The sequence below is a fragment of the Pseudomonas sp. W22_MBD1_FP4 genome (assembly GCF_052113765.1).
GTDB lineage: Bacteria > Pseudomonadota > Gammaproteobacteria > Pseudomonadales > Pseudomonadaceae > Aquipseudomonas > Aquipseudomonas sivasensis.
The window spans coordinates 124,136-144,725 of record NZ_JBGQOI010000007.1 but is presented as its reverse complement, the minus strand read 5'-3'; the positions used below and the strand labels follow the sequence as shown (position 1 = coordinate 144,725).

The window sequence follows — 20,590 nt, the reverse complement described above, 5'->3', positions numbered from 1 at the left end:
CGTGAAGTGGTTCAACACTCGATGGATATCAAGTTCGCCCACCGCTTGTCTTATAAACAAGCCAGATTGACTGTGCTGGTCGGTTTCGTCTTGGGAACCTTGCTCAGCCTGATCCAAATCGGCATTGATTATGCCAGCGAAGACGCATCCATCAACCGTGAAATACGCTCACTGATCGAAATCAGCCATAACCCAGCATCACGTATTGCTTACAACATTGATGCTGAATTGGCCCAGGAACTGACCCTCGGACTGTTGCACTCCCCTGCCATCATTCGTGCGCAGTTGATCGACAACAATGGCGTGGTGCTCGCCGATGTCGACCGGCCACGTAGAGAAAGTACCTACCGGCCTATCAGTGACTTCATGTTTGGCGCCAACCGCCAGTTCGAAGACCAACTGTTCCTGAGCCATATGCCCAACGACCCACTGGGTGTACTGCGTCTAGATGTAGACACCTACGCCTTCGGCAGCCGGTTCCTACACCGCGCCGAGATCACCCTGCTCAACGGATTCGTACGCAGCCTATTACTGACCGGGATTTTGCTGGGTCTTTTCTACGTGATGCTGACCCAGCCGCTGGTGCGCATCATTCGTGAGTTGAGCACTCGCAAGCAGGCCCACCTGGACTGTCCGCCCGGGCATGAAAATGACGAAATCGGCGTACTGGTGAACGTCGCCAACCAGCAATTTGAAAATATGGAAACCGAAATCCAGCAGCGCCGCCACGCCGAAGACCGACTGACGGAATACCTGGGGCAACTGGAAGATATCGTCTCCGCCCGCACACTTGAACTCAAGGCTAGCAACCAGCGACTGACCCAGTCCAACGATGAGCTCGAAACGGCGAAGATGAATGCAATAGGCATGGCTCAGGCTCGGGCAGCCTTCCTGGCGAACATGAGCCACGAAATCCGCACCCCGCTCAACGGCCTGCTGGGCATGATCGCGCTGTCGCTGGACAGCGCGTTGAATGCTGAGCAGCGCCAGCAACTGTCTATCGCCCATGACTCCGGCAAAGTGCTGGTGGAGTTGCTCAACGACATTCTCGACCTGTCCAAATTCGACGCTGGTCAGTTGGAGCTGGAGCGCATCCCGTTCGACCTTGGTGCACTGATTGAAGATACCGCCAACCTCTTGTCGCAGAATGCCGCACCGAGCGTGGAACTGACGTGTTTGATCGACCCGCAGTTCCCGGCCCAAGTGCTAGGTGACCCGACCCGTGTACGTCAGATCGTCAGCAACTTACTGTCCAACGCTCTGAAGTTCACGCGCTTCGGTCGAGTTGATGTGCGCCTGCGCACTTACGACGGCGGCGTGAGCATTGAGGTCTGCGATACCGGCATCGGCATTGCGCAGGAAGCGCAAGTGAAAATATTCCAGCCGTTCACCCAGGCCGGCGCCGGGATCACTCGTCAGTTTGGCGGGACAGGGCTGGGTCTGGCGTTGACTCACAATCTGTGTGAAGCCATGAAGGGACGGTTGAGTATCAGTTCAGAGGTAGGCTTTGGCAGCCAGTTCTGTGCGCAACTGCCATTACCTACCCACTTGCCCGCCGTGCAGCCACCGCCTCTCACAGGCAAGGTCGTTGCCATCACCAACATCGGCGGTGGCCTGACCGAGTTGCTCACGACCCTGCTGCCCAGTTGGGGCCTTACCCCCCAATGTTTCACCATGGATGACGACCTGAGCGGGCAAACGCCTGACTTGCTGATTACCGACTGCCCTGAATGTCTGTTCCGTATACGGCCGGGCATTACCGCGCCCATCCTGCTGGTGACGGCCTATGGCAATTTCATGCCCAGCGAAGAGGTCGCGGCGTTGGCGCCTTTGCACCAGCAAGCACGCCCCTTGAGCCGCAACGCGCTGTACCAGATTCTTCAGCGCAATTTACGCACCGACATGCACCTGGTTCTTGACCCCATCCAACTGGATGCCGCCCCACTCGCGCATCGCGGCTGCATACTCCTGGTGGAGGACAATCCGGTAAACCAACTGGTGGCCAAGGGCATGCTCAGCAAGCTGGGCTGCGAAGTGATAGTGGCCGCCCACGGTGGTGAAGCACTAAAGTTTCTTGAAGAACAACGCTTCGATATGGTGCTGATGGACTGCAACATGCCGGTGATGGATGGCTACGAGGCCAGCCGGCAGATTCGCCGCAGCGGGCGCTGGCCAGACCTGCCGATTGTCGCGCTGACTGCCAACGCCATGCCCGAAGAACGAGAGCGCTGCCGTGCGGCGGGGATGAATGACTATCTGGCTAAACCGTTCCGCCGCGAAGAACTCAATGCGCTGCTGGACCTGTGGGTGCCTCGGACGACAGCGCTCTGATCTGCGCCAATAACTGATCCAGGCCAACGCGCAAGGTGTCTGCCTGATTCAGATCAACCCCACTGTCGCACAACAGCCGAGTCTTCAGAGCGAGGGCCTGATCACGCAGTTCCACGCCGGCGTCACTCAAGCTCAGATGCACCTCCCGTTCATCCTGGGCACTGCGCCGGCGCCGCACCAGTGAAATCTGCTCCAGCCGTTTGAGCAAGGGTGTCAGCGTGCCCGAGTCGAGCATCAGGCGTTCGCCCAGAGCTTTGACTGTCGGCTGCTCAGGGGCTGCGTCGTGCCATTCCCATAACACCAGCATCGCCAGGTATTGCGGATAAGTCAGACCCAACTGGTCGAGCATCGGCTTATAAGCGCGGGTCACGGCCCGTGAGGCGGCGTAGAGTTTGAAACACAGCTGGTTATCCAGTGCCAGGGACACCGCGGGCAAGTCGGTCATTTGAGCAGGGCTTCGATCTCTTGGGTAAGGTCTTTTGGCTTGGTGGTAGGGCCGAAGCGCTTGACCACCTGGCCGTCACGGCCGATGAGGAACTTGGTGAAGTTCCACTTGATGCCCTTGGACCCCAACAGGCCCGGCGCCTGTTTTTTCAATTGCACGAACAGTGGATGGGCATCGCTGCCATTGACGTCGATCTTCTTGAACAACGGAAAGCTGACACCGAAATTCAGCTCACAGAACGTTGAGATAGCGCCTTCGTCACCGGGCTCCTGCTTGCCGAACTGATTGCAGGGAAAGCCCAGCACCACCAGGCCCTGGTCTTTGTACTGCTGCCAGAGCTGTTCCAGCCCCTTGTACTGAGGGGTGAAGCCGCACTTGCTGGCAGTGTTGACCACCAGCACGGCCTTGCCGGCGAAATCGGCCAAGGTCTTTTGCTCACCCTTGATGGTGGTGCAAGGGATGCTCAGCAGGTCGTTGCTCATGGCAGTGCCTCGATAAAAGCGGAAAGAAGTAGAAACATAGTAGGCAATTCAATTGTGTGCAATTGAATTGATCAAACTGATCATCCGTTATGGGCGCACGTGGTGAGGGAGGATGCTCCCTCACCACGCAGGCTTAACGCGGGACCAGGTCCAGGCACACCGAATTGATGCAATAACGCAGGCCGGTCGGCGGCGGCCCATCCGGGAACACATGGCCCAGGTGCGCGTCACACTTTGCGCAGGTTACCTCGGTACGGATCATGCCGTGGCTGACATCACGAATCTCGATCATCGCGCTGTCGGCAATCGGCGCGTAAAAGCTGGGCCAGCCGCAGCCGGAGTCGAATTTGGTGGTGGAATCGAACAGCGGCTCATTGCAGCAGATGCAGTGGTAAACGCCGTCGGTCTTGGTGCCGTTGTACTTGCCGCTGAAAGGCCGTTCGGTGCCTTTGAGCCGGCACACGTTGTACTGCTCCGGATCGAGCATGGCCTTCCACTCTTCAACGGTTTTCTGCAACTTTTCCATCGGTACACCTCGGCAACTGAAAAAGCCTGATCTGTGTCTTTTCCATGGATCAGGCGGCACGTATGATTGCGCCTCTTCAAAACGCCAGTCTGGCACCCGCGCTATCGGCATTCAAACGTATTTATGGGTGCGGGCCTCGCAGGATTCGCAGTACGGTAGTGCACACACCGTCTGGATCGTTCATTTTCAGGATCACATCGCCATGCAGGTCAGCAAATCGAACAAGCTCGCCAACGTCTGCTACGACATTCGCGGCCCAGTGCTCAAGCACGCCAAACGCCTGGAAGAGGAAGGTCATCGCATCCTCAAGCTGAACATTGGCAATCCGGCGCCTTTTGGTTTCGAAGCACCGGACGAAATCCTCCAGGACGTTATCCGCAACCTGCCTACCGCTCAGGGCTACAGCGACTCCAAAGGCCTGTTCAGCGCGCGTAAAGCGGTGATGCAGTACTACCAGCAGAAGCAGGTGGAAGGCGTCGGCATTGAAGACATCTACCTGGGCAATGGCGTGTCCGAACTGATCGTGATGTCCATGCAGGCCCTGCTGAACAATGGCGACGAAGTGCTGGTACCTGCACCGGACTATCCACTGTGGACCGCAGCCGTGACACTGGCCGGCGGCCACCCGGTGCACTACCTGTGCGACGAAGGCGCCGACTGGTTCCCGGACCTGGCTGACATCAAGGCCAAGATCACTCCGAACACAAAGGCACTGGTGATCATCAACCCGAACAACCCCACCGGCGCGGTGTATTCCAAGGAAGTGCTGCTGGGCATGCTGGAACTGGCACGCCAGCACAACCTGGTGGTGTTCTCCGACGAGATCTACGACAAGATCCTCTACGACGACGCCGTGCACGTATGCACCGCCTCCCTGGCACCGGACCTGTTGTGCCTGACCTTCAACGGCCTGTCCAAGTCCTACCGCGTGGCGGGTTTCCGCTCCGGCTGGATCGCCATCTCCGGTCCCAAGCACAACGCCCAGAGCTACATCGAAGGCATCGACATGCTGGCCAACATGCGCCTGTGTGCCAACGTACCGAGCCAGCATGCGATCCAGACCGCTCTGGGCGGCTACCAGAGCATTAATGACCTGGTACTGCCCCAGGGCCGCCTGCTGGAACAACGCAACCGCACGTGGGAGCTGCTCAATGCGATCCCCGGTGTGAGCTGCGTGAAACCCATGGGTGCGCTGTACGCTTTTCCACGGATAGACCCGAAGGTATGCCCGATCCTAAACGACGAAAAGTTCGTGCTCGACTTGTTGCTGTCGGAAAAGCTGTTGGTGGTTCAGGGCACCGCGTTCAACTGGCCGTGGCCGGATCACTTCCGCGTGGTGACCTTGCCGCGCGTAGATGACTTGGACATGGCGATTGGCCGTATTGGCAATTTCCTCAAGACCTATCGCCAGTAGTAGCATGGCGCTGTACGACCGACATTCGGTCGTACAGCGATTATCTGGCAACACTTCTCTGATCTCGCCCTTTTTCTGTATGGCACTTGCCTCTCTCAAGCCACGTGCCCCCTATAATTGCAGGGTTGTGAGGCAAAAAGTGGGGCATCTCTGGTGACATTCCTAGTCGGAAAATCCCTTCAAAGCTCTACATTCAGGCTGTAGGACACAGTTTGAAATAGTCGCTCGGTTGAATCACCCCATGCCGCACCTTATATACCCCGCAGTACGCGACATATTAAGCATGAGGAGAACTCTACAACCATGATGCGCATCCTGCTGTTCTTGGCCACTAACCTGGCGGTCGTGCTGATTGCCAGCATCACCCTGAGCCTTTTCGGCTTCAACGGGTTCATGGCGGCCAACGGGGTTGATCTGAACCTCAATCAGCTGCTGATTTTCTGTGCGGTCTTTGGTTTTGCCGGCTCGCTGTTCTCGCTGTTCATCTCCAAGTGGATGGCGAAGATGAGCACCAGCACCCAAGTCATCACCCAACCACGCACTCGCCATGAACAATGGCTGATGCAAACCGTGGAGCAGTTGTCTCAAGAAGCAGGTATCAAAATGCCCGAAGTCGGGATTTTCCCTGCTTATGAGGCCAATGCCTTTGCGACGGGCTGGAATAAGAACGACGCGCTCGTGGCCGTCAGTCAGGGCTTGCTCGAACGCTTCTCACCCGATGAAGTAAAGGCAGTACTCGCGCACGAAATTGGTCACGTAGCCAACGGCGACATGATTACCCTTGCGCTGGTACAGGGTGTGGTCAACACCTTCGTGATGTTCTTTGCGCGGATTATCGGTAACTTTGTGGACAAAGTAATCTTCAAGAACGAAGGCGGTCGCGGTATCGCCTACTTCGTGGCGACCATCTTTGCCGAAGTGGTGCTGGGCTTCCTGGCCAGTGCGATCGTGATGTGGTTCTCGCGCAAACGAGAGTTCCGCGCAGACGAAGCCGGCGCGCGCCTGGCAGGCACCAATGCAATGATCAGCGCGCTGCAACGCTTGCGTTCCGAACAGGGCCTGCCAGTGCATATGCCTGACAGCCTGACCGCTTTTGGCATCAACGGCGGCATCAAACAGGGTTTGGCTCGTATGTTCATGAGCCACCCACCACTGGAAGAGCGTATTGACGCGCTTCGTCGTCGGGGCTGATACCTGGTAATGCAAAAAAGGGGCGATCTAATCGCCCCTTTTTTTGTGGGCACAGTTTTATGCCCGCGCGACTCTGTAGACCCGCTCGTCCAAGCCCGTGACGCCGTCCTGCACGAACTTCCAGCTCTCACCCAGAATGTCTTGCTTCTCGATCACCTGCAGGCTCCAGTGTGCTCCCAACAGTACCTTTACCTCTTCATCCGTCACCGCAAACGGTGGGCCTGCCTTTTGCGTCTGGTCGTAGTCGAGGGTGATCAGCAAACCCTGGCAGCCTGGACGTAGCATGTTGTTCAACTGCTCGGTGTATTGCGAGCGCATCAACGGCGGTAAGGCGATCAGAGCGGCACGGTCATAGACCGCAGTGCAATCAGCCGGAACCTCAGCGTCGAGGGCGAAGAAATCGCCGCACCACACTTCGATCAAATCAGCCTGATACACCGTGAACACACCGCGCTGAGTGATTCGCGGCGTCAGGCTCTGCTCGCTGAAGAAGGCTTCAACCGCCTGCTCTGATAGCTCAACGCCGAGTACCCGATGACCCTGGGTGGCCAGCCACATCAGGTCCAGGCTTTTGCCACACAGCGGCACCAGTACCTTGGCGCCCTCCGCGAGCGCCAACGAAGGCCAATGCCGTTCTAAATAAGGATTAACCTCAGGCAAATGAAAGCCGAGCTGGTTTCTCGCCCAGCGCTCCTGCCAAAACTTGGGCTCCATGGAATCACCTCCGATAATTCGATCAAAACGCGCTAAAACTTATATTAGATTTAGATCAATGATTTGACTGAAGATGGCTACATGTTAACGCTCAGGACTCTTCTTATGTTCCCCAGCCTGTTTATCTCCCACGGTTCGCCCATGCTTGCCCTTCAACCCGGCGCCAGCGGACCGGCTTTGCAACGCCTGGCTGCCGAAATGCCCCGCCCTAAGGCGATAGTGGTGGTATCGGCACACTGGGAAAGCCACGATTTACTGGTCAGCGGCAGCGCCGCACCCGAAACCTGGCACGACTTCGGCGGCTTCCCCCGCGAGCTGTTTGCCGTGCAATACCCCGCACCGGGCAACCCACAGTTGGCGGGAGAGATCGTCGGGCTGCTGCGCGCCGACGGCCTGAATGCACGCATCGACGACCAGCGCCCCTTCGACCATGGCACCTGGGTGCCTCTGTCGCTGATGTACCCCGCGGCGGATATCCCAGTCGTGCAGGTATCATTGCCCAGCCGCATGGGCCCTGCCCTGCAGACGCGAGTCGGGCATGCCTTGACCAGTTTGCGCGAGGAAGGCGTACTGCTGATCGGTTCCGGCAGCATCACGCATAATCTGGGCGAACTGGACTGGCACGCAGGGCCTGAAAGCATCGAACCTTGGGCGCGGGGCTTCCGGGATTGGGTGGTGGATAAGCTCGCTGCCAACGATGAAGCCGCGTTGCACGACTATCGGCGCCAAGCGCCCCACGCCGTGCGCAGCCATCCAAGCGATGAACATCTGTTGCCGCTGTACTTTGCGCGTGGCGCTGGTGGGGACTTCAGCATCGCGCACCAAGGCTTCACCATGGGCGCCTTGGGCATGGACATTTACCGCTTCGGCTAACTCTTTATTGTTAAAACAGCGGCGCAAAAAAAATCCCCGAACCAGTCGGGGATTTTTTATGTGTGATCAATCAGCCCAAGGGCGGATCAATCTTCGCGGTAGCGACGCAGCTTCAACTGCTTACCGGCAACGCGAGTGTCTTTCAGCTTGGTCAGCAGCTTCTCCAGACCGTCTTCCGGCAGCTCCACCAGGGAGAAACTGTCACGGACCTGGATACGGCCGATTGCTTCACGTGCCAGGCCACCCTCATTCAGGATAGCGCCCAGCAGGTTCTTGGCAGCGATACCATCACGCGCGCCCAGCGCGGTACGGCAACGAGCACGACCTTCAGCCAATGGAACCGGAGCACGACGCTCACGATCACCACGGTCTGGACGGTCGCCGGTACGCTCTGGACGATCACCGCGTGGCGCGTTGTTCGGTACCAGTGGGCGCTCTTTCTCGATAGCTGCCAGGGTCAGGGCCTGACCGTTTGTAGCCTTGCGCAGCAGGGCAGCAGCCAGGGCACGTGGAGTGCAACCGATATCGGCGGTCAGGCGGTCCAGCAGGTCGCCGTGAGTCGATTCAGCGTCAGCCACCAGAGGCGACAGGCTGTTGGTCAGTTTCTTGATGCGGGCATCGAGAACGGCCTGGGCATCCGGCAGGCGGACTTCGGCAACTTTCTGACCGGTTACGCGCTCGATCACTTGCAGCATGCGACGCTCACGTGGAGTCACCAGCAGCAGTGCACGACCTTCGCGACCGGCACGGCCTGTACGGCCGATACGGTGAACGTAGGATTCTGGATCGTAAGGCATGTCAACGTTGAACACGTGGGTGATACGCGGAACGTCGAGACCACGAGCCGCTACGTCGGTCGCAACAACGATGTCCAGACGGCCATCCTTGAGGGAGTCGATCACGCGCTCACGTTGGTTCTGGGCAATGTCACCGTTCAGCGCAGCGGCTTTATAGCCTTTGGCTTCCAGGGCACTGGCCAAGTCCAGGGTCGCTTGCTTGGTGCGCACGAACATGATCAAGGCGTCGAAGTCTTCGACTTCCAGCAGGCTCAATACAGCCGAGGTCTTCTGGTCAGCGTGAACCAACAGGTGAGCCTGTTCGATCGCGGTAACGGTCTGAGTCTTGGTCTGGATCTTCACGTGTTGCGGATCGCGCAGATGGCGCTCGGCAATGGCACGGATCGACTGTGGCAGGGTGGCCGAGAACAGTACGGTCTGACGGGTCGGTGGCAGTGCCTTGAAGATGACTTCCAGGTCATCCATGAAGCCCAGCTTCAACATTTCGTCAGCTTCGTCGAGAACCAGGTGGTTCACGGTCGACAGTACTTTTTCGTCGCGACGCAGGTGGTCGCACAGACGGCCTGGGGTAGCCACGACGATCTGAGCGCCATTACGGATGGCTTTCAGTTGCGGGCCCATCGGCGCGCCGCCGTAAACGGCAACAACGGTAACGCCCGGCATTTGCTTGGCGTAGGTTTCAAAAGCGGTTGCTACTTGCAGCGCCAACTCACGGGTTGGCGCCAGGATCAGGGCTTGCGGCTCGCGCTTGGCAGGATCGATGCAGTGCAGGATAGGCAGGGCGAACGCGGCGGTTTTACCGGTACCGGTTTGCGCCTGGCCAATCATGTCTTGGCCGGCCATGATGATCGGGATCGATTGCTGCTGAATCGCCGAAGGTTCTTCGTAGCCGGTCGCAATGACGGCAGCAAGAATGTTCGGGTTAAGATTAAAAGCGGCGAAGCCGCCGGTTTCCTGGGTCATGGGTCTGCCTCTAAGTGCATCCGCAAAGACCCATGCTCCAAAGCTGCGCATGCCGTGTTGAGACTCAAGAGTCGCCCTGGCTGCTTTGTCGGCGGGGATTTGCGAAAACGAATGAATGAAAAAGATTCGTTAAGGAAGAGTCCGCTGTGCGGACATGCAGCCGAAGCTGACTTCGGGGAATTGCGCTACCTAAACGCGGCCCGGTTAAAGGCCGGCGCGCACTATACCGGAAATACTTGAAAAAGGGAGCTTTTTTTATCGCAAAGCACCGATAAACCGTGCTGCGTCACAGTCTTTGCAGATAACCCTGCCAGGGTCTATTTTTCAAAGGCCCGGCCCTGTTGGTCATAAGGCTTAAACGATTCACCCTTAGACCAAGACCTTTGGTCTGAAACCCTTCTCTCCACCCGAGGGCACACCCAATGAATCAAGCCAGCAGCAGCCGCGTCAGCCGTGAACTCCAGGGCCATGTCCTGCTGTTGGGCCTGGACCGGGTGGCCAAGCGCAACGCCTTCGACCTGGATTTGCTCAATGAGCTGAGCTTGGCTTATGGCGAATTTGATCGAAACGATGACGCACGAGTGGCCGTAGTATTTGCCCATGGCGACCACTTCACCGCCGGCCTGGACCTGGCCAATGTCAGCGGGGTAATGGCGGGCGGCTGGCAACCGCCGCTGGGAGGCTGTGATCCCTGGGGCGTTTTCGCAGGCCCCAGGGTCAGTAAACCGGTGATCGTCGCCGCCCAGGGCTACTGCCTCACCATTGGTATCGAGTTGATGCTCGCGGCGGATATCAACCTGTGTGCGAGCAATACCCGCTTTGCGCAGATGGAAGTACAGCGCGGGATCTTTCCGTTTGGCGGTGCGACATTGCGCTTTCATCAGATCGCCGGCTGGGGCAACGCCATGCGCTGGCTGCTGACCGGCGACGAGTTCGACGCCCATGAAGCCCTGCGCCTGGGTTTGGTGCAGGAAGTAATGGCCAGTGAAGACCTGCTGCCCCGCGCCATCGAACTGGCCAGTCGCATCGCGCGCCAGGCGCCGCTTGGCGTCCAGGCCACCTTGATGTCGGCCCGCCTGGCACGTGTGGAAGGCGAAACCGTTGCGGCCGCCGCGCTGCCGCCGATGGTGGATAAATTGCTGAACAGCGAGGATGCCAAGGAAGGCCTGCGCGCGATGGTCGAGAAGCGGCCGGGGGTATTCAAGGGTATTTGAGTCGCCTATACCGACGCCATCGGGGCAAGCTCCCTCCCACATTTGAAATGAGTTCCTAGTGTGGGACGTGCGGTGCGACGATTCGACTCGCCCCCGATGGCGTCGGTACAGGCGACTACGTAGCCGGCCGAATCGCCTTGATCAAGGGCTGCAACGAATACCCCAGACGCGGCGCCAACAACTCAGCCCGAGTAGAAAGGGCATCAAGATCCAGCTCCTGATCCAGCTCCGAAGGTACCAGCAAAATCACATTGCCCTCCTTCACCGGCAGTTCCCAGTAGTGCCGGTGATACAACCCACGCAACAACGCCGCGCCCAGCGGTTTGCCGTCGTCAGTCGCCCACTGATTGATCACCAGCCAGCCGCCGGGGTTGAGTTTCTTCTGGCAGTTTTCCAGGAAGGTCCACGCCAGGTGCCCAACGCCGGGGCCGACATCGGTATAGAGGTCGACGAAAATCAAGTCCGCCGATTCAGCGGTCTCCAGCAACTCCAGGGCGTCGCCGATGCGGATGTACAGGCGCGGATCATCGTCCAGCCCCAGGTACTCAATGGCCAGGCGCGGCACATCGGGGCGCAGCTCGATGGCTTCGACGTCTTCCAACGGGAGGAACTTGAGGCACGCCTGGGTCAACGTACCGGCGCCCAGACCGAGGAACAAGGCGCTCTCCGGCTGTTCATGGCACAACGCGCCGATCAGCATCGCGCGGGTGTAGTCGTACTCCAGCCAGCTCGGATCTGCAGTGAACACGCAGCTTTGCTCAATGGCATCGCCGAATTCGAGAAACCGGTAATCGGCCACTTCGAGCACACGGATCATGCCGAAGTCATCATGAACTTCGGCGAGCAGGCGCTCGACACGCTCCTCTGTCATCACTACTCCTAACGGGTTTGCTGTACGGCAAAGGCGCGATTGTCGGCCAACCGGCAGCAGCAGGTCACGCACTAATTGCTGATAACATTGGCGCCCGACCGTCAATCAGCCAATCGAGTTCATGATGAGCCAACCCTGGAGCCCCGACAGCTGGCGCGCCCTGCCGATCCAGCAACAACCCCAATACCCGGACGCTGCACACCTGTTGCGGGTGGAGCAGAGTCTGGCCAGCTACCCGCCGCTGGTGTTTGCCGGGGAAGCCCGCGAGTTGCGCCGCCAGTTTGCCGAAGTGACCCAGGGTCGCGCCTTCCTGTTACAAGGCGGCGACTGCGCCGAGAGTTTCGTCGAGTTTTCCGCCGCGAAAATCCGCGACACCTTCAAGGTGTTGTTGCAGATGGCGATTGTGATGACCTTCGCCGCCGGCTGCCCAGTGGTGAAAGTCGGGCGCATGGCCGGCCAGTTCGCCAAGCCGCGCTCGGCCAACGATGAGACCATCGACGGCATCACCCTGCCCGCCTACCGTGGCGATATCGTCAACGGCATCGGCTTCGACGAAAAAAGCCGTGTACCCGATCCGGACCGCCTGCTGCAGTCGTATCACCAATCCACCGCTACCCTCAACCTGCTGCGCGCCTTCGCCCAGGGCGGTTTCGCCGACCTGCATCAGGTGCACCAGTGGAACCTGGACTTTATCGCCAACTCCGCCCTGGCCGAGAAGTACAGCCAACTGGCAAACCGCATCGACGAGACCCTGGCCTTTATGCGCGCCTGCGGCATGGACAGCTCGCCGCAGTTGCGCGAAACGAGTTTTTTCACCGCCCATGAAGCGCTGCTGCTCAACTACGAACAAGCCTTCGTGCGTCGCGACAGTCTGACCAACGACTATTACGACTGCTCGGCCCACATGCTGTGGATCGGCGACCGCACCCGTCAGTTGGATGGCGCTCACGTCGAATTCCTGCGCGGGGTGAACAACCCGATCGGCGTCAAGGTCGGCCCGAGCATGAACCCGGAGGATCTGATCCGCCTGATCGACGTCCTCAACCCGGACAACGATCCGGGCCGCCTGAACCTGATCGCGCGCATGGGCGCAGGCAAGGTCGGCGACCATCTACCCAACCTGATCCGCGCCGTGCAGCGCGAGGGCAAGCAGGTACTGTGGAGCTCGGACCCGATGCACGGGAACACCATCAAGGCCAGCAGCGGCTACAAGACCCGCGACTTTGCGCAGATCCTCGGCGAAGTGAAGGAGTTCTTCCAGGTGCACCAGGCCGAGGGCAGCTATGCCGGCGGGATTCATATCGAGATGACCGGGCAGAACGTCACAGAGTGCATCGGCGGCGCGCGCCCGATCACCGAAGATGGCTTGTCGGACCGCTACCACACCCATTGCGACCCTAGGATGAATGCCGATCAGTCGCTGGAGTTGGCGTTCCTGATTGCCGAAACGCTGAAGCAAGTCAAACGCTGAAATTTTAGTTGGCAGAATTGACGCCATCGGGAGCAAGCCCCCTCCCACAGGGAAACGTATTCCAAGTGTGGGAGGGCGCTTGCTCCCGATGGCGCCCTAGAAACCAGCGCCGCCATTGAGCATCGCAAGCCGCAACCGAGCGGCGCTCGGGCGCTGGCAATTGAGCTGTACCTGTTCCAGCCCCAACCAATCGGCCATCTGCCGCAGGTTCAGCGCAAGCGCAAGCATCCCTTCATCATCCAACCCCGGCTCTTCCTCGTGCACCGCATGCACCGCCAAACGCCCGTTGGCGCGCTCCGCTCGCAGGTCCACCCGCGCGGCAATACGTTCGTTGTGCATAAACGGCAGCACGTAATAGCCATACACCCGTTTGTCTTGCGGGGTGTAGATCTCAAGCCGGTAACGGAAATCGAACAGGCGCTCTGTGCGGCTGCGCTCCCAAATCAGCGAATCGAACGGCGACAGCAGCGCACTCACCGATACTTTGCGCGGCACTTTCGGTTCTGGCAGGCAGTAAGCCGGTTGCTTCCAGCCTTGCACCTGGTACACCAGCAATAGCCCCTCTTCGACCAATTCGACCAGACGCTTGCGACTATCGGCGGGATCGAGGCGGAAGTAATCACGCAGGTCTTTTTCGGTGCCCACCCCCAAGGCGGTGGCGCTGTGCAATAACAAGCCGCGCTGGGCCTCGGCTTCAGTCAACGGGGCTTGCTTAAGGATATCGCCAGGGATGACGCGCTCGGGCAAGTCGTAAAGTCGCTCGAAACCACGACGACCGGCAACGGTCACCAGGCCGGCGGCGAACAACCATTCAAGCGCGTGCTTTTCATTACTCCAGTCCCACCAGGGACCTGCGCGCTCTTCGCGGGTGGACAGGCTACCGGCACCGAGGGCGCCTTGCTGTTCGACGGTCTTCAGCACACGCTGAATGATGGACTGCTGCTCCCTTCCGAAACGCGCCATCTGCGAATAAATGCCTTGCCCCTGCTGCGCCCGCGCCATGCGCCAACCCATCAAGGGGTACATCGCCATGGGCAACAGCGAGGCTTCATGCCCCCAATATTCGAAGAGCGAACGCCGCCGGCCCTGGCTCCAAGCGGCCTGCTCAAGCAGTAAAGGAGAATAGCGACCCAGACGGGAAAACAGCGGAAGGTAATGGGAACGCACCACAGCGTTGACCGAATCAATCTGCAATACACCGAGGCGTTCGATCAGTCGATTGAGGTGCGCGGACTTGATCTCTGCAGGCGGCTGGCGCCCGGAAAAACCTTGGGCCGCCAGCGCCATGCGTCGAGCTTGCTTGAGGGAAAAAGACTGGTCGGCGGGCATGGGAATCTCCTTGAAGGCGCGCGACCTACCCTACTGCATCCGGAGTCATTTTCGCAGCGGGTCTTCCCAGAAGTGCAGATGGCTCTCCTGCTCCACATCAGCGCGGCTAAGGCCGATGTCCTTGAGCGCTTCATCGCTCATGCTCGCCAGCATTCGGCGCTCTTCGTGCAATGCTTGCCAACGGGCTACGGTTTGAAACAACCCGGCAAACGGCCACTTCGCCATCAACGCAAAACCATTCTGACCTTTCATCTTCTCGCCCTCCCTTGGGGATGACGTCAGTGTGTGCGTGGCACTATGATCAATCCAACGAATGTTTCTTATGCAATACATCTCTGGGATTGATCAATGTCCAGCTACCCAAGCATCGACACTGAAGTGCTGCGCACCTTCGTCGCCATCGCCGACCAAGGCGGTTTTACCCGCGCTGGCGAACTGGTCAACCGCACTCAATCGGCGGTGAGCATGCAGATGAAGCGCCTCGAAGAAGACGTGTTGCAGCGCAAACTGTTCGAGCGCGACGGCAGGCAGGTGCGCCTGACGCCCGAAGGCCAAGTACTGTTGGGTTATGCGCGGCGAATCCTGAAACTGCATAGCGAGGTGTTCAACACCCTGCGCGAGCCGCATATGGTGGGGCTGGTGCGGATCGGCACGCCGGATGACTACGTAATGCGCTTCCTTCCAGGAATCCTCAAGCAATTTTCCAAAGCGTACCCGCTGATCCAAATCGAACTGCATTGCGAGTCGTCAACGGTGCTGATGCAGCGACGCGACCTGGCACTGACGGTAATCAGCCGCGAACCTGGCAAAGAAATCGGCGAACTGTTGCGCACTGAACGGATGGTCTGGGCAGCAGCGCCCTGCTTTTGCGTGGAAGACCACGATGCCGTGCCCCTGGCAGTCTCCGGCGCCGACTGCTTGTATACACAGTGGACCCGCGCCGCTCTGGATGCTTCCGGCCGAGACTATCGCCTGGCGTACCACAGCACCAACGTGGCAGCTATCCAGGCGGTGGTGAGTGCCGGCCTGGCCGCGATGATCTGCATGGAAAGCCTGGTGACTGAAGACTTGCGCGTACTCGGCAGCGACGAGGGTTTCCCACCGCTGCCCTCGATGAATCTGCACTTGCTGCGCAACCCGCAAATCACCTCGCCAATCACCGAGTGCCTGGCCGAGTACATCCTGGAAGGCTTCAGACTTTAAAGGTCAGCATCACCGCACACACCACCAGGAAACCGCAGAACAGGCCACGCAACAGGCGCTCGGGTAATGCGTGGGCAACTTTCACGCCCCAACTGATACTCAGCAGGCCACCGACCGCCAGGGGTATGCCGATCATCCAGTCCACTTCGTGGTGCCAGGCGTAGGTGACGAGGGTCACGCCCGTGCTGGGCAAGGCCAAGGCCAGGGACAAGCCTTGAGCGACGACTTGGGTGGTGCCGAACACACTGGTCAGCACCGGAGTGGCAACCACCGCGCCGCCGACACCAAACAGGCCGCCCATGGAGCCGGATACGGCGCCCAGCACCCCGAGCCAGGGCCAGGAATAACGCATTTGCGCGGTCGGCGGCGCGTTGCGGGTGAACATGCGCAGCAGGTTGTAGGCCGACAACGCCACCAGAAAGGCAATAAAGCCAATCCGCATCGCCCCAGCATCAAGGCCTACCGCCCAGATCGAGCCCAGCCAGGCAAAGCTGAAACCCATAATCCCAAGCGGCAGCGCGTGACGCAGTTCAATTCGGTTGCGCTGGTGGTAACGCCACAGGGCGAGCATCACATTTGGCACTACCATCACCAGCGCGGTGCCCTGAGCAATTTGTTGATCCAGGCCAAACAATACGCCGAGCACCGGGATCGCAATCAGCCCACCGCCAATGCCAAACAACCCGCCCACCGTGCCCAAGGCAGCGCCCAGCACCAGGTACATCGCTAAATCCCACACCGCTCATTACTCCACAATCCCAGGCTCTGCATGCTACGCAGTCGGCCCTGGCGCGGAAACGCACAGCAACGCACAATGGCTGTGCCAATTTTGCACAAGCACTCAGCCATGAACCCCAATACCCTCACTGATCAGTTGAGCCTGTTTCTAGATGTCCTCGAAACCGGCAGCTTTTCCGCAGCTGCACGCCGCCACCCACTGACGCCCTCCGCGGTGGCGCGGCGCATCGACAGCCTGGAAAGCTCAGTGGGTAGCCGCTTGTTCCAACGCAGCACTCATGCGGTAGTGCCGACGCCCGCTGGCCTGGCGTTTGCCGAGCGGGCGCGGCGGATTGTCAGCGAATTGCAACTGGCGCGCGCCGAAGCGGTGTCCCTGAGCCATGCGCCGGAAGGCTTGATCCGCGTGGATGCGCCCGCGGCGTTTGGTCGACGGCATCTGGCACCGGTGATTGCGGACTTTCTGAAGGTCTACCCCGGCCTGGACGTGCACCTGCATCTGATCGACAGTTTTGTGGATATGCAGGGTGCGCACTTGGGCAAGGTCGATCTGGTACTGCGGGCCGGGCATATCGTCGACACCCGGTTGATCGCCACGCCCTTGGCCAGCATCGTGCGCATCGCCTGCGCCAGTCCCGCCTACCTCAAAAGCCGCGGCACTCCGACCCATCCCCGAGAGTTGAGTGACCATGACGGCTTGGACTGGGATGGCCTGGCGCCGATGTTCGCGTGGCGCTTCGAGTTGGACGGGCGCCGCGCAACCTATCGCCCGCGGCGCATCCGCATGAGCGCCAACAATGCCGAAGCGCTGCTCTCAGGCGCGTTGGCCGGGTTGGGCATCGCCCACCTGCCCACTTGGCTGGTCAGCGAATACCTGGTGCGCGGCGAGTTGCTGCCGCTGTTTTGCGAAGATGGCCTACCCAGCCCGGAAACCACCGGAATCTATGCGCTGCGACTGGAACAGCAGGCCAACGCGCGCAGCCGCTTGCTGCTGGAGTACCTCAAATCCCGTTTCAGTCCAGTGCCGCCATGGGATCTGGCGCTACAGAGCGGCCTGGTCTGAGCGCCTGGACCGAATTATCTGGCGCATTAAAGATTTGCCCGCTAGATTTCAGCCCATACACGTTTTTAAGGCACCGCCATGAGCAAAAACCCTGATCCGTGCGAATCCCTGATGCTGAATAACCAGCTGTGTTTCGCCTTGCACTCCACTTCATTGCTTATGACCAAGGTCTACAAGCCTCTGCTGCAAGCTCTCGGCCTGACGTACCCGCAGTACTTAGCCATGATGGTGCTGTGGGAAGAGGACGGTTTGACTGTCGGCGAAATCAGCAGCCGCCTGCTGACGGACCCTGGCTCACTGACGCCACTGCTCAAGCGCCTGGAGGCCGAAGGCCTTCTCAGCCGCACCCGCAGCCGCGAAGATGAACGGGTGGTGGTGGTGGAATTGACTGCCGCGGGACGTGCCTTGCAGGACAAGGCAATGGGTATTCCGCAGTGCATCCTCAGGGCCAGCGGTTTGGAACTGGAGCAGTTGCGCAAGCTGCAAGCTGATCTGATTACGTTGCGCAGTAACCTGCAAAGCACCGTTTAGCCACCTTCACGCATTGACTTGCAGCACTCCCCGGAAAACATTTCAAAAATTATCTTGTGCACTAAATATTAGCGCTATACATTTGCCTCACAAACTAATTAGCGCGCAAATATTTTGCGAAACACTAGACCGAGGACGACACCATGCAAACTCTCTACACCGCAGTAGCCACCGCCACCGGCGGACGTGATGGTCGCGCTGTTTCCAGCGATAACATTCTCGACGTTAAGCTCTCCACGCCTAAAGAGCTGGGCGGCGCCGGTGGCCAAGCCACTAACCCGGAACAACTGTTCGCTGCTGGCTACTCGGCCTGCTTTATCGGCGCGCTGAAATTCGTTGCCAGCCAGACCAAACGCAAAATCCCGGACGACGCCTCGATCACTGCCCACGTAGGCATCGGCCAGATCCCCGGCGGTTTCGGCTTGGACATCGACCTGCACATCAGCCTGCCAGGCCTGGCCCAGGATGACGCGCAAAGCCTGGTCGATGCGGCTCACCAAGTCTGCCCGTACTCCAACGCCACCCGTGGCAACGTCGATGTGCGCCTGCATGTAACCGTATGAAAAACACCCGCCCATAAAAAAACCCGACGTGAAGTCGGGTTTTTTTATGGGCGGAGCCAGAATTACTTCTTGGCGCGGCCTTTGTACGAACCGCCTTCGCGGGTGTCGATCTCGATCAGGTCGTCGATTTCGATGAAATCAGCTACTTGCAGCTCGGTACCGTTAGCCAGCTTGGCAGGCTTCATCACCTTGCCCGAAGTGTCGCCGCGAGCGGAGCCTTCGGTGTAGGCAACTTTACGCACGATAGTGGTTGGCAGTTCAACGGAAACCAAACGCTCTTCGAAGAAGATCGCTTCGCAGATATCTTCCATACCTTCTTCCACGAACGGCAGAACGGCTTCAATGTCTTCAGCGTTCAGCTCGTACATGGTGTAGTCAGTGGTGTCCATGAACGTGTAGGTGTCGCCGCTGATGAAGGACAGGGTCGCTTCTTTGCGGTCGAGGATTACGTCGTCCAGTTTGTCATCGGCGCTGTAGACGATCTCGGTCTTGTAACCGGTCAGCAGGTTCTTCAGCTTGGTCTTCATGATTGCGCTGTTACGACCAGACTTGGTGAACTCAGCTTTCTGAACCAGCCAAGGGTCGTTTTCGAGACGGATCACTGTACCGGGTTTCAGTTCTTTACCAGTTTTCATTGCATATATCCGAAATTTGGATGGGATTTACAAAAATCAAGGTGGCGTATCATATCCAACTTTCATAAAACTGTACCAGCGCCGTCGCAAGATCAGCCTGCAAGCCCTGTTCCAGACACCACGTTTCGGCGTGTTGAGTGACTTCCGGCCAGTGCTCCAACAATTTTTTCCACGGCTGTGCCATGTCACCCTCGGTGTTCCAAGCCTGCCAAAGCGCGACCAACGCCGCCTTCGCGGCCGGTGATAAGGCGGCGGTGTACAACTCCAGGAAGGCATCTAGCTTGTCGAGGTGTATGTCTTCGTCCTGGCGGTAGATGTGCCACAGCAACGGGCGCCCCGCCCATTGGGCGCGGACGAACGAGTCTTCACCGCGCACTGCGTTAAAGTCACAGCACCACAGCAGGTGGTCATATTGCTCCTGACGCACGAACGGCAGCACCTGCACGGTCAGAGACTTACGTTGATGAATATCGCCCGCGACGAGCCCTCCTACACCGAGCCAGCGCTGTACGTCACCGAGGATGCGGCCCTCCGGCACCAATAGATGAGTGGCACGCCCGTCCGTCGATAAGACGTCCAGCCATCCGGCGAGACCAGCGTTTTCGTAGGCAAACAGTGAGAACAGCCGCGCACCATCATCCGGAATCACACCCACGGTTTGCAGGAATTGTCGCTGCGCAGCGACATCCAGTTGAAAAGCGTGACGCTTTTCCAGCAACCCCGCCTCACGGAGCAAACCGCCAGTACCAGATCGGAAGCCGGGGAAAAAGAAGTACTTCTGTACTCCCTTGAACTTCACCGACGGCAGGCGATGGCAGCCCACCACCCAGTCCTCGGCACTGAGGTAATCCAGGTTCATCCACAACGGCGTGCGCTCACGCTCGGCCATGGCTTCCATATACTCAAGCGGTAACTGGCAGGCGAAAGCAGCAATCACCACATCTCCGGCAGGAGTTGGAGACCATTGGGCTGGCCAGTGGTGTACATCAACGCCCTCCTGCCACTGTTGCTCCCGCTGCACATCCACCTCGGGGCACATGCGTTCGAAGGCCCGCAGGTCATCAACCCACAAGCGCACCTCGCAGCCATGCTCCACCACCAATTGCCGGGCCAGCCGCCAAGTCACGCCGATGTCGCCGAAGTTATCGACAACGCTGCAAAAAATATCCCAGCGGGCTTTCATTCCGGGCTCCAACGCTCAAAGGCTCGATTGTCCGCATAAATGCGCCGATGCAGAAG

21 protein-coding genes are annotated in these 20,590 nt (G+C 59.0%); 10 read left to right on the top strand and 11 right to left on the bottom strand.

Annotation, left to right across the window (positions count from 1 at the left end):
• The first annotated feature begins 21 nt into the window (after positions 1–21).
• Positions 22–2,331 (top strand): hybrid sensor histidine kinase/response regulator, encoded by a 2,310-nt coding sequence (locus ACEN2T_RS11675; protein ID WP_032889297.1) that lies wholly within the window; start codon positions 22–24, stop codon positions 2,329–2,331.
• Here the strand turns inward: ACEN2T_RS11675 and ACEN2T_RS11670 are convergent.
• From ACEN2T_RS11670 to msrB, 3 genes are all read right to left on the bottom strand, one after another.
• Positions 2,285–2,776, bottom strand: a complete 492-nt coding sequence (locus tag ACEN2T_RS11670) for a MarR family winged helix-turn-helix transcriptional regulator (RefSeq protein ID WP_442116777.1) — start codon at positions 2,774–2,776, stop codon at positions 2,285–2,287. The genes ACEN2T_RS11675 and ACEN2T_RS11670 overlap by 47 nt on opposite strands.
• Positions 2,773–3,258 carry a glutathione peroxidase gene (locus ACEN2T_RS11665; protein ID WP_032889060.1) on the bottom strand — a complete coding sequence of 162 codons (486 nt, stop codon included), beginning with the start codon at positions 3,256–3,258 and terminating at the stop codon, positions 2,773–2,775. Before ACEN2T_RS11665 ends, ACEN2T_RS11670 begins: the two co-directional genes overlap by 4 nt.
• Positions 3,259–3,391: 133 nt before the next feature.
• Positions 3,392–3,784: a peptide-methionine (R)-S-oxide reductase MsrB gene (msrB, locus tag ACEN2T_RS11660; RefSeq protein ID WP_032889057.1), complete on the bottom strand. Its 393-nt coding sequence runs from the start codon at positions 3,782–3,784 to the stop codon at positions 3,392–3,394.
• A 202-nt stretch (positions 3,785–3,986) separates the two neighbouring features.
• Here msrB and ACEN2T_RS11655 point away from each other — a divergent pair, with 202 nt between their 5' ends.
• Complete coding sequence (locus tag ACEN2T_RS11655) at positions 3,987–5,198, top strand: pyridoxal phosphate-dependent aminotransferase (protein WP_032889055.1); 1,212 nt, start codon at positions 3,987–3,989, stop codon at positions 5,196–5,198.
• 303 nt (positions 5,199–5,501) lie between these two features.
• A complete protein-coding gene (gene htpX / locus ACEN2T_RS11650) occupies positions 5,502–6,389 on the top strand; it encodes a protease HtpX (protein ID WP_032889053.1) in 888 nt (295 codons plus the stop codon).
• A 57-nt stretch (positions 6,390–6,446) separates the two neighbouring features.
• On the opposite strand, the gene ACEN2T_RS11645 is transcribed toward htpX, so the two are convergent.
• Positions 6,447–7,103, bottom strand: a complete 657-nt coding sequence (locus ACEN2T_RS11645) for a thiopurine S-methyltransferase (RefSeq protein ID WP_179179323.1) — start codon at positions 7,101–7,103, stop codon at positions 6,447–6,449.
• Positions 7,104–7,208: 105 nt separating this feature from the next.
• On the opposite strand from ACEN2T_RS11645, the gene ACEN2T_RS11640 reads away from it, so the two are divergent.
• Positions 7,209–7,976, top strand: coding sequence for a DODA-type extradiol aromatic ring-opening family dioxygenase (locus ACEN2T_RS11640; protein WP_032889047.1), 768 nt, complete (start codon positions 7,209–7,211; stop codon positions 7,974–7,976).
• A gap of 86 nt (positions 7,977–8,062) precedes the next feature.
• On the opposite strand, the gene ACEN2T_RS11635 is transcribed toward ACEN2T_RS11640, so the two are convergent.
• Positions 8,063–9,736: a DEAD/DEAH box helicase gene (locus ACEN2T_RS11635; RefSeq protein WP_027606997.1), complete on the bottom strand. Its 1,674-nt coding sequence runs from the start codon at positions 9,734–9,736 to the stop codon at positions 8,063–8,065.
• A gap of 422 nt (positions 9,737–10,158) precedes the next feature.
• On the opposite strand from ACEN2T_RS11635, the gene ACEN2T_RS11630 reads away from it, so the two are divergent.
• Positions 10,159–10,950 (top strand): crotonase/enoyl-CoA hydratase family protein, encoded by a 792-nt coding sequence (locus ACEN2T_RS11630; protein ID WP_095184227.1) that lies wholly within the window; start codon positions 10,159–10,161, stop codon positions 10,948–10,950.
• A gap of 115 nt (positions 10,951–11,065) precedes the next feature.
• On the opposite strand, the gene ACEN2T_RS11625 is transcribed toward ACEN2T_RS11630, so the two are convergent.
• Complete coding sequence (locus ACEN2T_RS11625) at positions 11,066–11,821, bottom strand: spermidine synthase (RefSeq protein WP_032889040.1); 756 nt, start codon at positions 11,819–11,821, stop codon at positions 11,066–11,068.
• Between the two features lie 124 nt (positions 11,822–11,945).
• Here ACEN2T_RS11625 and ACEN2T_RS11620 point away from each other — a divergent pair, with 124 nt between their 5' ends.
• Positions 11,946–13,292, top strand: a complete 1,347-nt coding sequence (locus ACEN2T_RS11620; protein WP_442116776.1) for a class II 3-deoxy-7-phosphoheptulonate synthase — start codon at positions 11,946–11,948, stop codon at positions 13,290–13,292.
• Positions 13,293–13,388: 96 nt separating this feature from the next.
• On the opposite strand, the gene ACEN2T_RS11615 is transcribed toward ACEN2T_RS11620, so the two are convergent.
• Together ACEN2T_RS11615 and ACEN2T_RS11610 are read right to left on the bottom strand one after the other, a co-directional pair.
• Positions 13,389–14,621: a winged helix-turn-helix domain-containing protein gene (locus ACEN2T_RS11615; protein WP_442116775.1), complete on the bottom strand. Its 1,233-nt coding sequence runs from the start codon at positions 14,619–14,621 to the stop codon at positions 13,389–13,391.
• 45 nt (positions 14,622–14,666) lie between these two features.
• Complete coding sequence (locus ACEN2T_RS11610; protein ID WP_233896991.1) at positions 14,667–14,873, bottom strand: DUF1127 domain-containing protein; 207 nt, start codon at positions 14,871–14,873, stop codon at positions 14,667–14,669.
• A 96-nt stretch (positions 14,874–14,969) separates the two neighbouring features.
• Between ACEN2T_RS11610 and ACEN2T_RS11605 the strand changes: the two genes are divergently transcribed.
• Positions 14,970–15,824, top strand: coding sequence for a LysR family transcriptional regulator (locus tag ACEN2T_RS11605; protein WP_032889029.1), 855 nt, complete (start codon positions 14,970–14,972; stop codon positions 15,822–15,824).
• On the opposite strand, the gene ACEN2T_RS11600 is transcribed toward ACEN2T_RS11605, so the two are convergent.
• Positions 15,814–16,563 (bottom strand): sulfite exporter TauE/SafE family protein, encoded by a 750-nt coding sequence (locus ACEN2T_RS11600; protein WP_095184224.1) that lies wholly within the window; start codon positions 16,561–16,563, stop codon positions 15,814–15,816. The genes ACEN2T_RS11605 and ACEN2T_RS11600 overlap by 11 nt on opposite strands.
• Before the next feature lie 108 nt (positions 16,564–16,671).
• On the opposite strand from ACEN2T_RS11600, the gene ACEN2T_RS11595 reads away from it, so the two are divergent.
• The 3 genes from ACEN2T_RS11595 (at position 16,672) to ACEN2T_RS11585 (ending at position 18,716) form a co-directional block, all read left to right on the top strand.
• Positions 16,672–17,622, top strand: coding sequence for a LysR family transcriptional regulator (locus ACEN2T_RS11595; RefSeq protein WP_401381259.1), 951 nt, complete (start codon positions 16,672–16,674; stop codon positions 17,620–17,622).
• Positions 17,623–17,700: 78 nt separating this feature from the next.
• Positions 17,701–18,153 (top strand): MarR family winged helix-turn-helix transcriptional regulator, encoded by a 453-nt coding sequence (locus tag ACEN2T_RS11590; RefSeq protein WP_122755792.1) that lies wholly within the window; start codon positions 17,701–17,703, stop codon positions 18,151–18,153.
• Positions 18,154–18,296: 143 nt separating this feature from the next.
• A complete protein-coding gene (locus tag ACEN2T_RS11585) occupies positions 18,297–18,716 on the top strand; it encodes an organic hydroperoxide resistance protein (protein ID WP_010176159.1) in 420 nt (139 codons plus the stop codon).
• Between the two features lie 62 nt (positions 18,717–18,778).
• Here ACEN2T_RS11585 and ACEN2T_RS11580 read toward each other — a convergent pair whose 3' ends face one another.
• Together ACEN2T_RS11580 and earP are read right to left on the bottom strand one after the other, a co-directional pair.
• On the bottom strand, positions 18,779–19,351 hold the full coding sequence (locus ACEN2T_RS11580; protein WP_032889016.1) for an elongation factor P: 573 nt from the start codon (positions 19,349–19,351) through the stop codon (positions 18,779–18,781).
• A gap of 49 nt (positions 19,352–19,400) precedes the next feature.
• Entirely contained in the window at positions 19,401–20,534 is a 1,134-nt protein-coding gene (gene earP, locus ACEN2T_RS11575; protein WP_442116774.1) for an elongation factor P maturation arginine rhamnosyltransferase EarP, read from the bottom strand.
• Positions 20,535–20,590: the final 56 nt, after the last annotated feature.

What these genes read in the sequence shown, in the direction of transcription:
- ACEN2T_RS11595 (WP_401381259.1), top strand. Translation starts at nt 16,672, where the DNA reads ATGAACCCCAATACCCTCACTGATCAGTTGAGCCTGTTTCTAGATGTC.
- ACEN2T_RS11580 (WP_032889016.1), bottom strand. Translation starts at nt 19,351, where the DNA reads ATGAAAACTGGTAAAGAACTGAAACCCGGTACAGTGATCCGTCTCGAA.
- htpX (WP_032889053.1), top strand. Translation starts at nt 5,502, where the DNA reads ATGATGCGCATCCTGCTGTTCTTGGCCACTAACCTGGCGGTCGTGCTG.
- msrB (WP_032889057.1), bottom strand. Translation starts at nt 3,784, where the DNA reads ATGGAAAAGTTGCAGAAAACCGTTGAAGAGTGGAAGGCCATGCTCGAT.
- ACEN2T_RS11635 (WP_027606997.1), bottom strand. Translation starts at nt 9,736, where the DNA reads ATGACCCAGGAAACCGGCGGCTTCGCCGCTTTTAATCTTAACCCGAAC.
- ACEN2T_RS11665 (WP_032889060.1), bottom strand. Translation starts at nt 3,258, where the DNA reads ATGAGCAACGACCTGCTGAGCATCCCTTGCACCACCATCAAGGGTGAG.
- ACEN2T_RS11585 (WP_010176159.1), top strand. Translation starts at nt 18,297, where the DNA reads ATGCAAACTCTCTACACCGCAGTAGCCACCGCCACCGGCGGACGTGAT.
- ACEN2T_RS11625 (WP_032889040.1), bottom strand. Translation starts at nt 11,821, where the DNA reads ATGACAGAGGAGCGTGTCGAGCGCCTGCTCGCCGAAGTTCATGATGAC.
- earP (WP_442116774.1), bottom strand. Translation starts at nt 20,534, where the DNA reads ATGAAAGCCCGCTGGGATATTTTTTGCAGCGTTGTCGATAACTTCGGC.
- ACEN2T_RS11675 (WP_032889297.1), top strand. Translation starts at nt 22, where the DNA reads ATGGATATCAAGTTCGCCCACCGCTTGTCTTATAAACAAGCCAGATTG.
- ACEN2T_RS11615 (WP_442116775.1), bottom strand. Translation starts at nt 14,621, where the DNA reads ATGCCCGCCGACCAGTCTTTTTCCCTCAAGCAAGCTCGACGCATGGCG.
- ACEN2T_RS11655 (WP_032889055.1), top strand. Translation starts at nt 3,987, where the DNA reads ATGCAGGTCAGCAAATCGAACAAGCTCGCCAACGTCTGCTACGACATT.
- ACEN2T_RS11640 (WP_032889047.1), top strand. Translation starts at nt 7,209, where the DNA reads ATGTTCCCCAGCCTGTTTATCTCCCACGGTTCGCCCATGCTTGCCCTT.
- ACEN2T_RS11590 (WP_122755792.1), top strand. Translation starts at nt 17,701, where the DNA reads ATGAGCAAAAACCCTGATCCGTGCGAATCCCTGATGCTGAATAACCAG.
- ACEN2T_RS11670 (WP_442116777.1), bottom strand. Translation starts at nt 2,776, where the DNA reads ATGACCGACTTGCCCGCGGTGTCCCTGGCACTGGATAACCAGCTGTGT.
- ACEN2T_RS11605 (WP_032889029.1), top strand. Translation starts at nt 14,970, where the DNA reads ATGTCCAGCTACCCAAGCATCGACACTGAAGTGCTGCGCACCTTCGTC.
- ACEN2T_RS11645 (WP_179179323.1), bottom strand. Translation starts at nt 7,103, where the DNA reads ATGGAGCCCAAGTTTTGGCAGGAGCGCTGGGCGAGAAACCAGCTCGGC.
- ACEN2T_RS11630 (WP_095184227.1), top strand. Translation starts at nt 10,159, where the DNA reads ATGAATCAAGCCAGCAGCAGCCGCGTCAGCCGTGAACTCCAGGGCCAT.
- ACEN2T_RS11610 (WP_233896991.1), bottom strand. Translation starts at nt 14,873, where the DNA reads ATGAAAGGTCAGAATGGTTTTGCGTTGATGGCGAAGTGGCCGTTTGCC.
- ACEN2T_RS11620 (WP_442116776.1), top strand. Translation starts at nt 11,946, where the DNA reads ATGAGCCAACCCTGGAGCCCCGACAGCTGGCGCGCCCTGCCGATCCAG.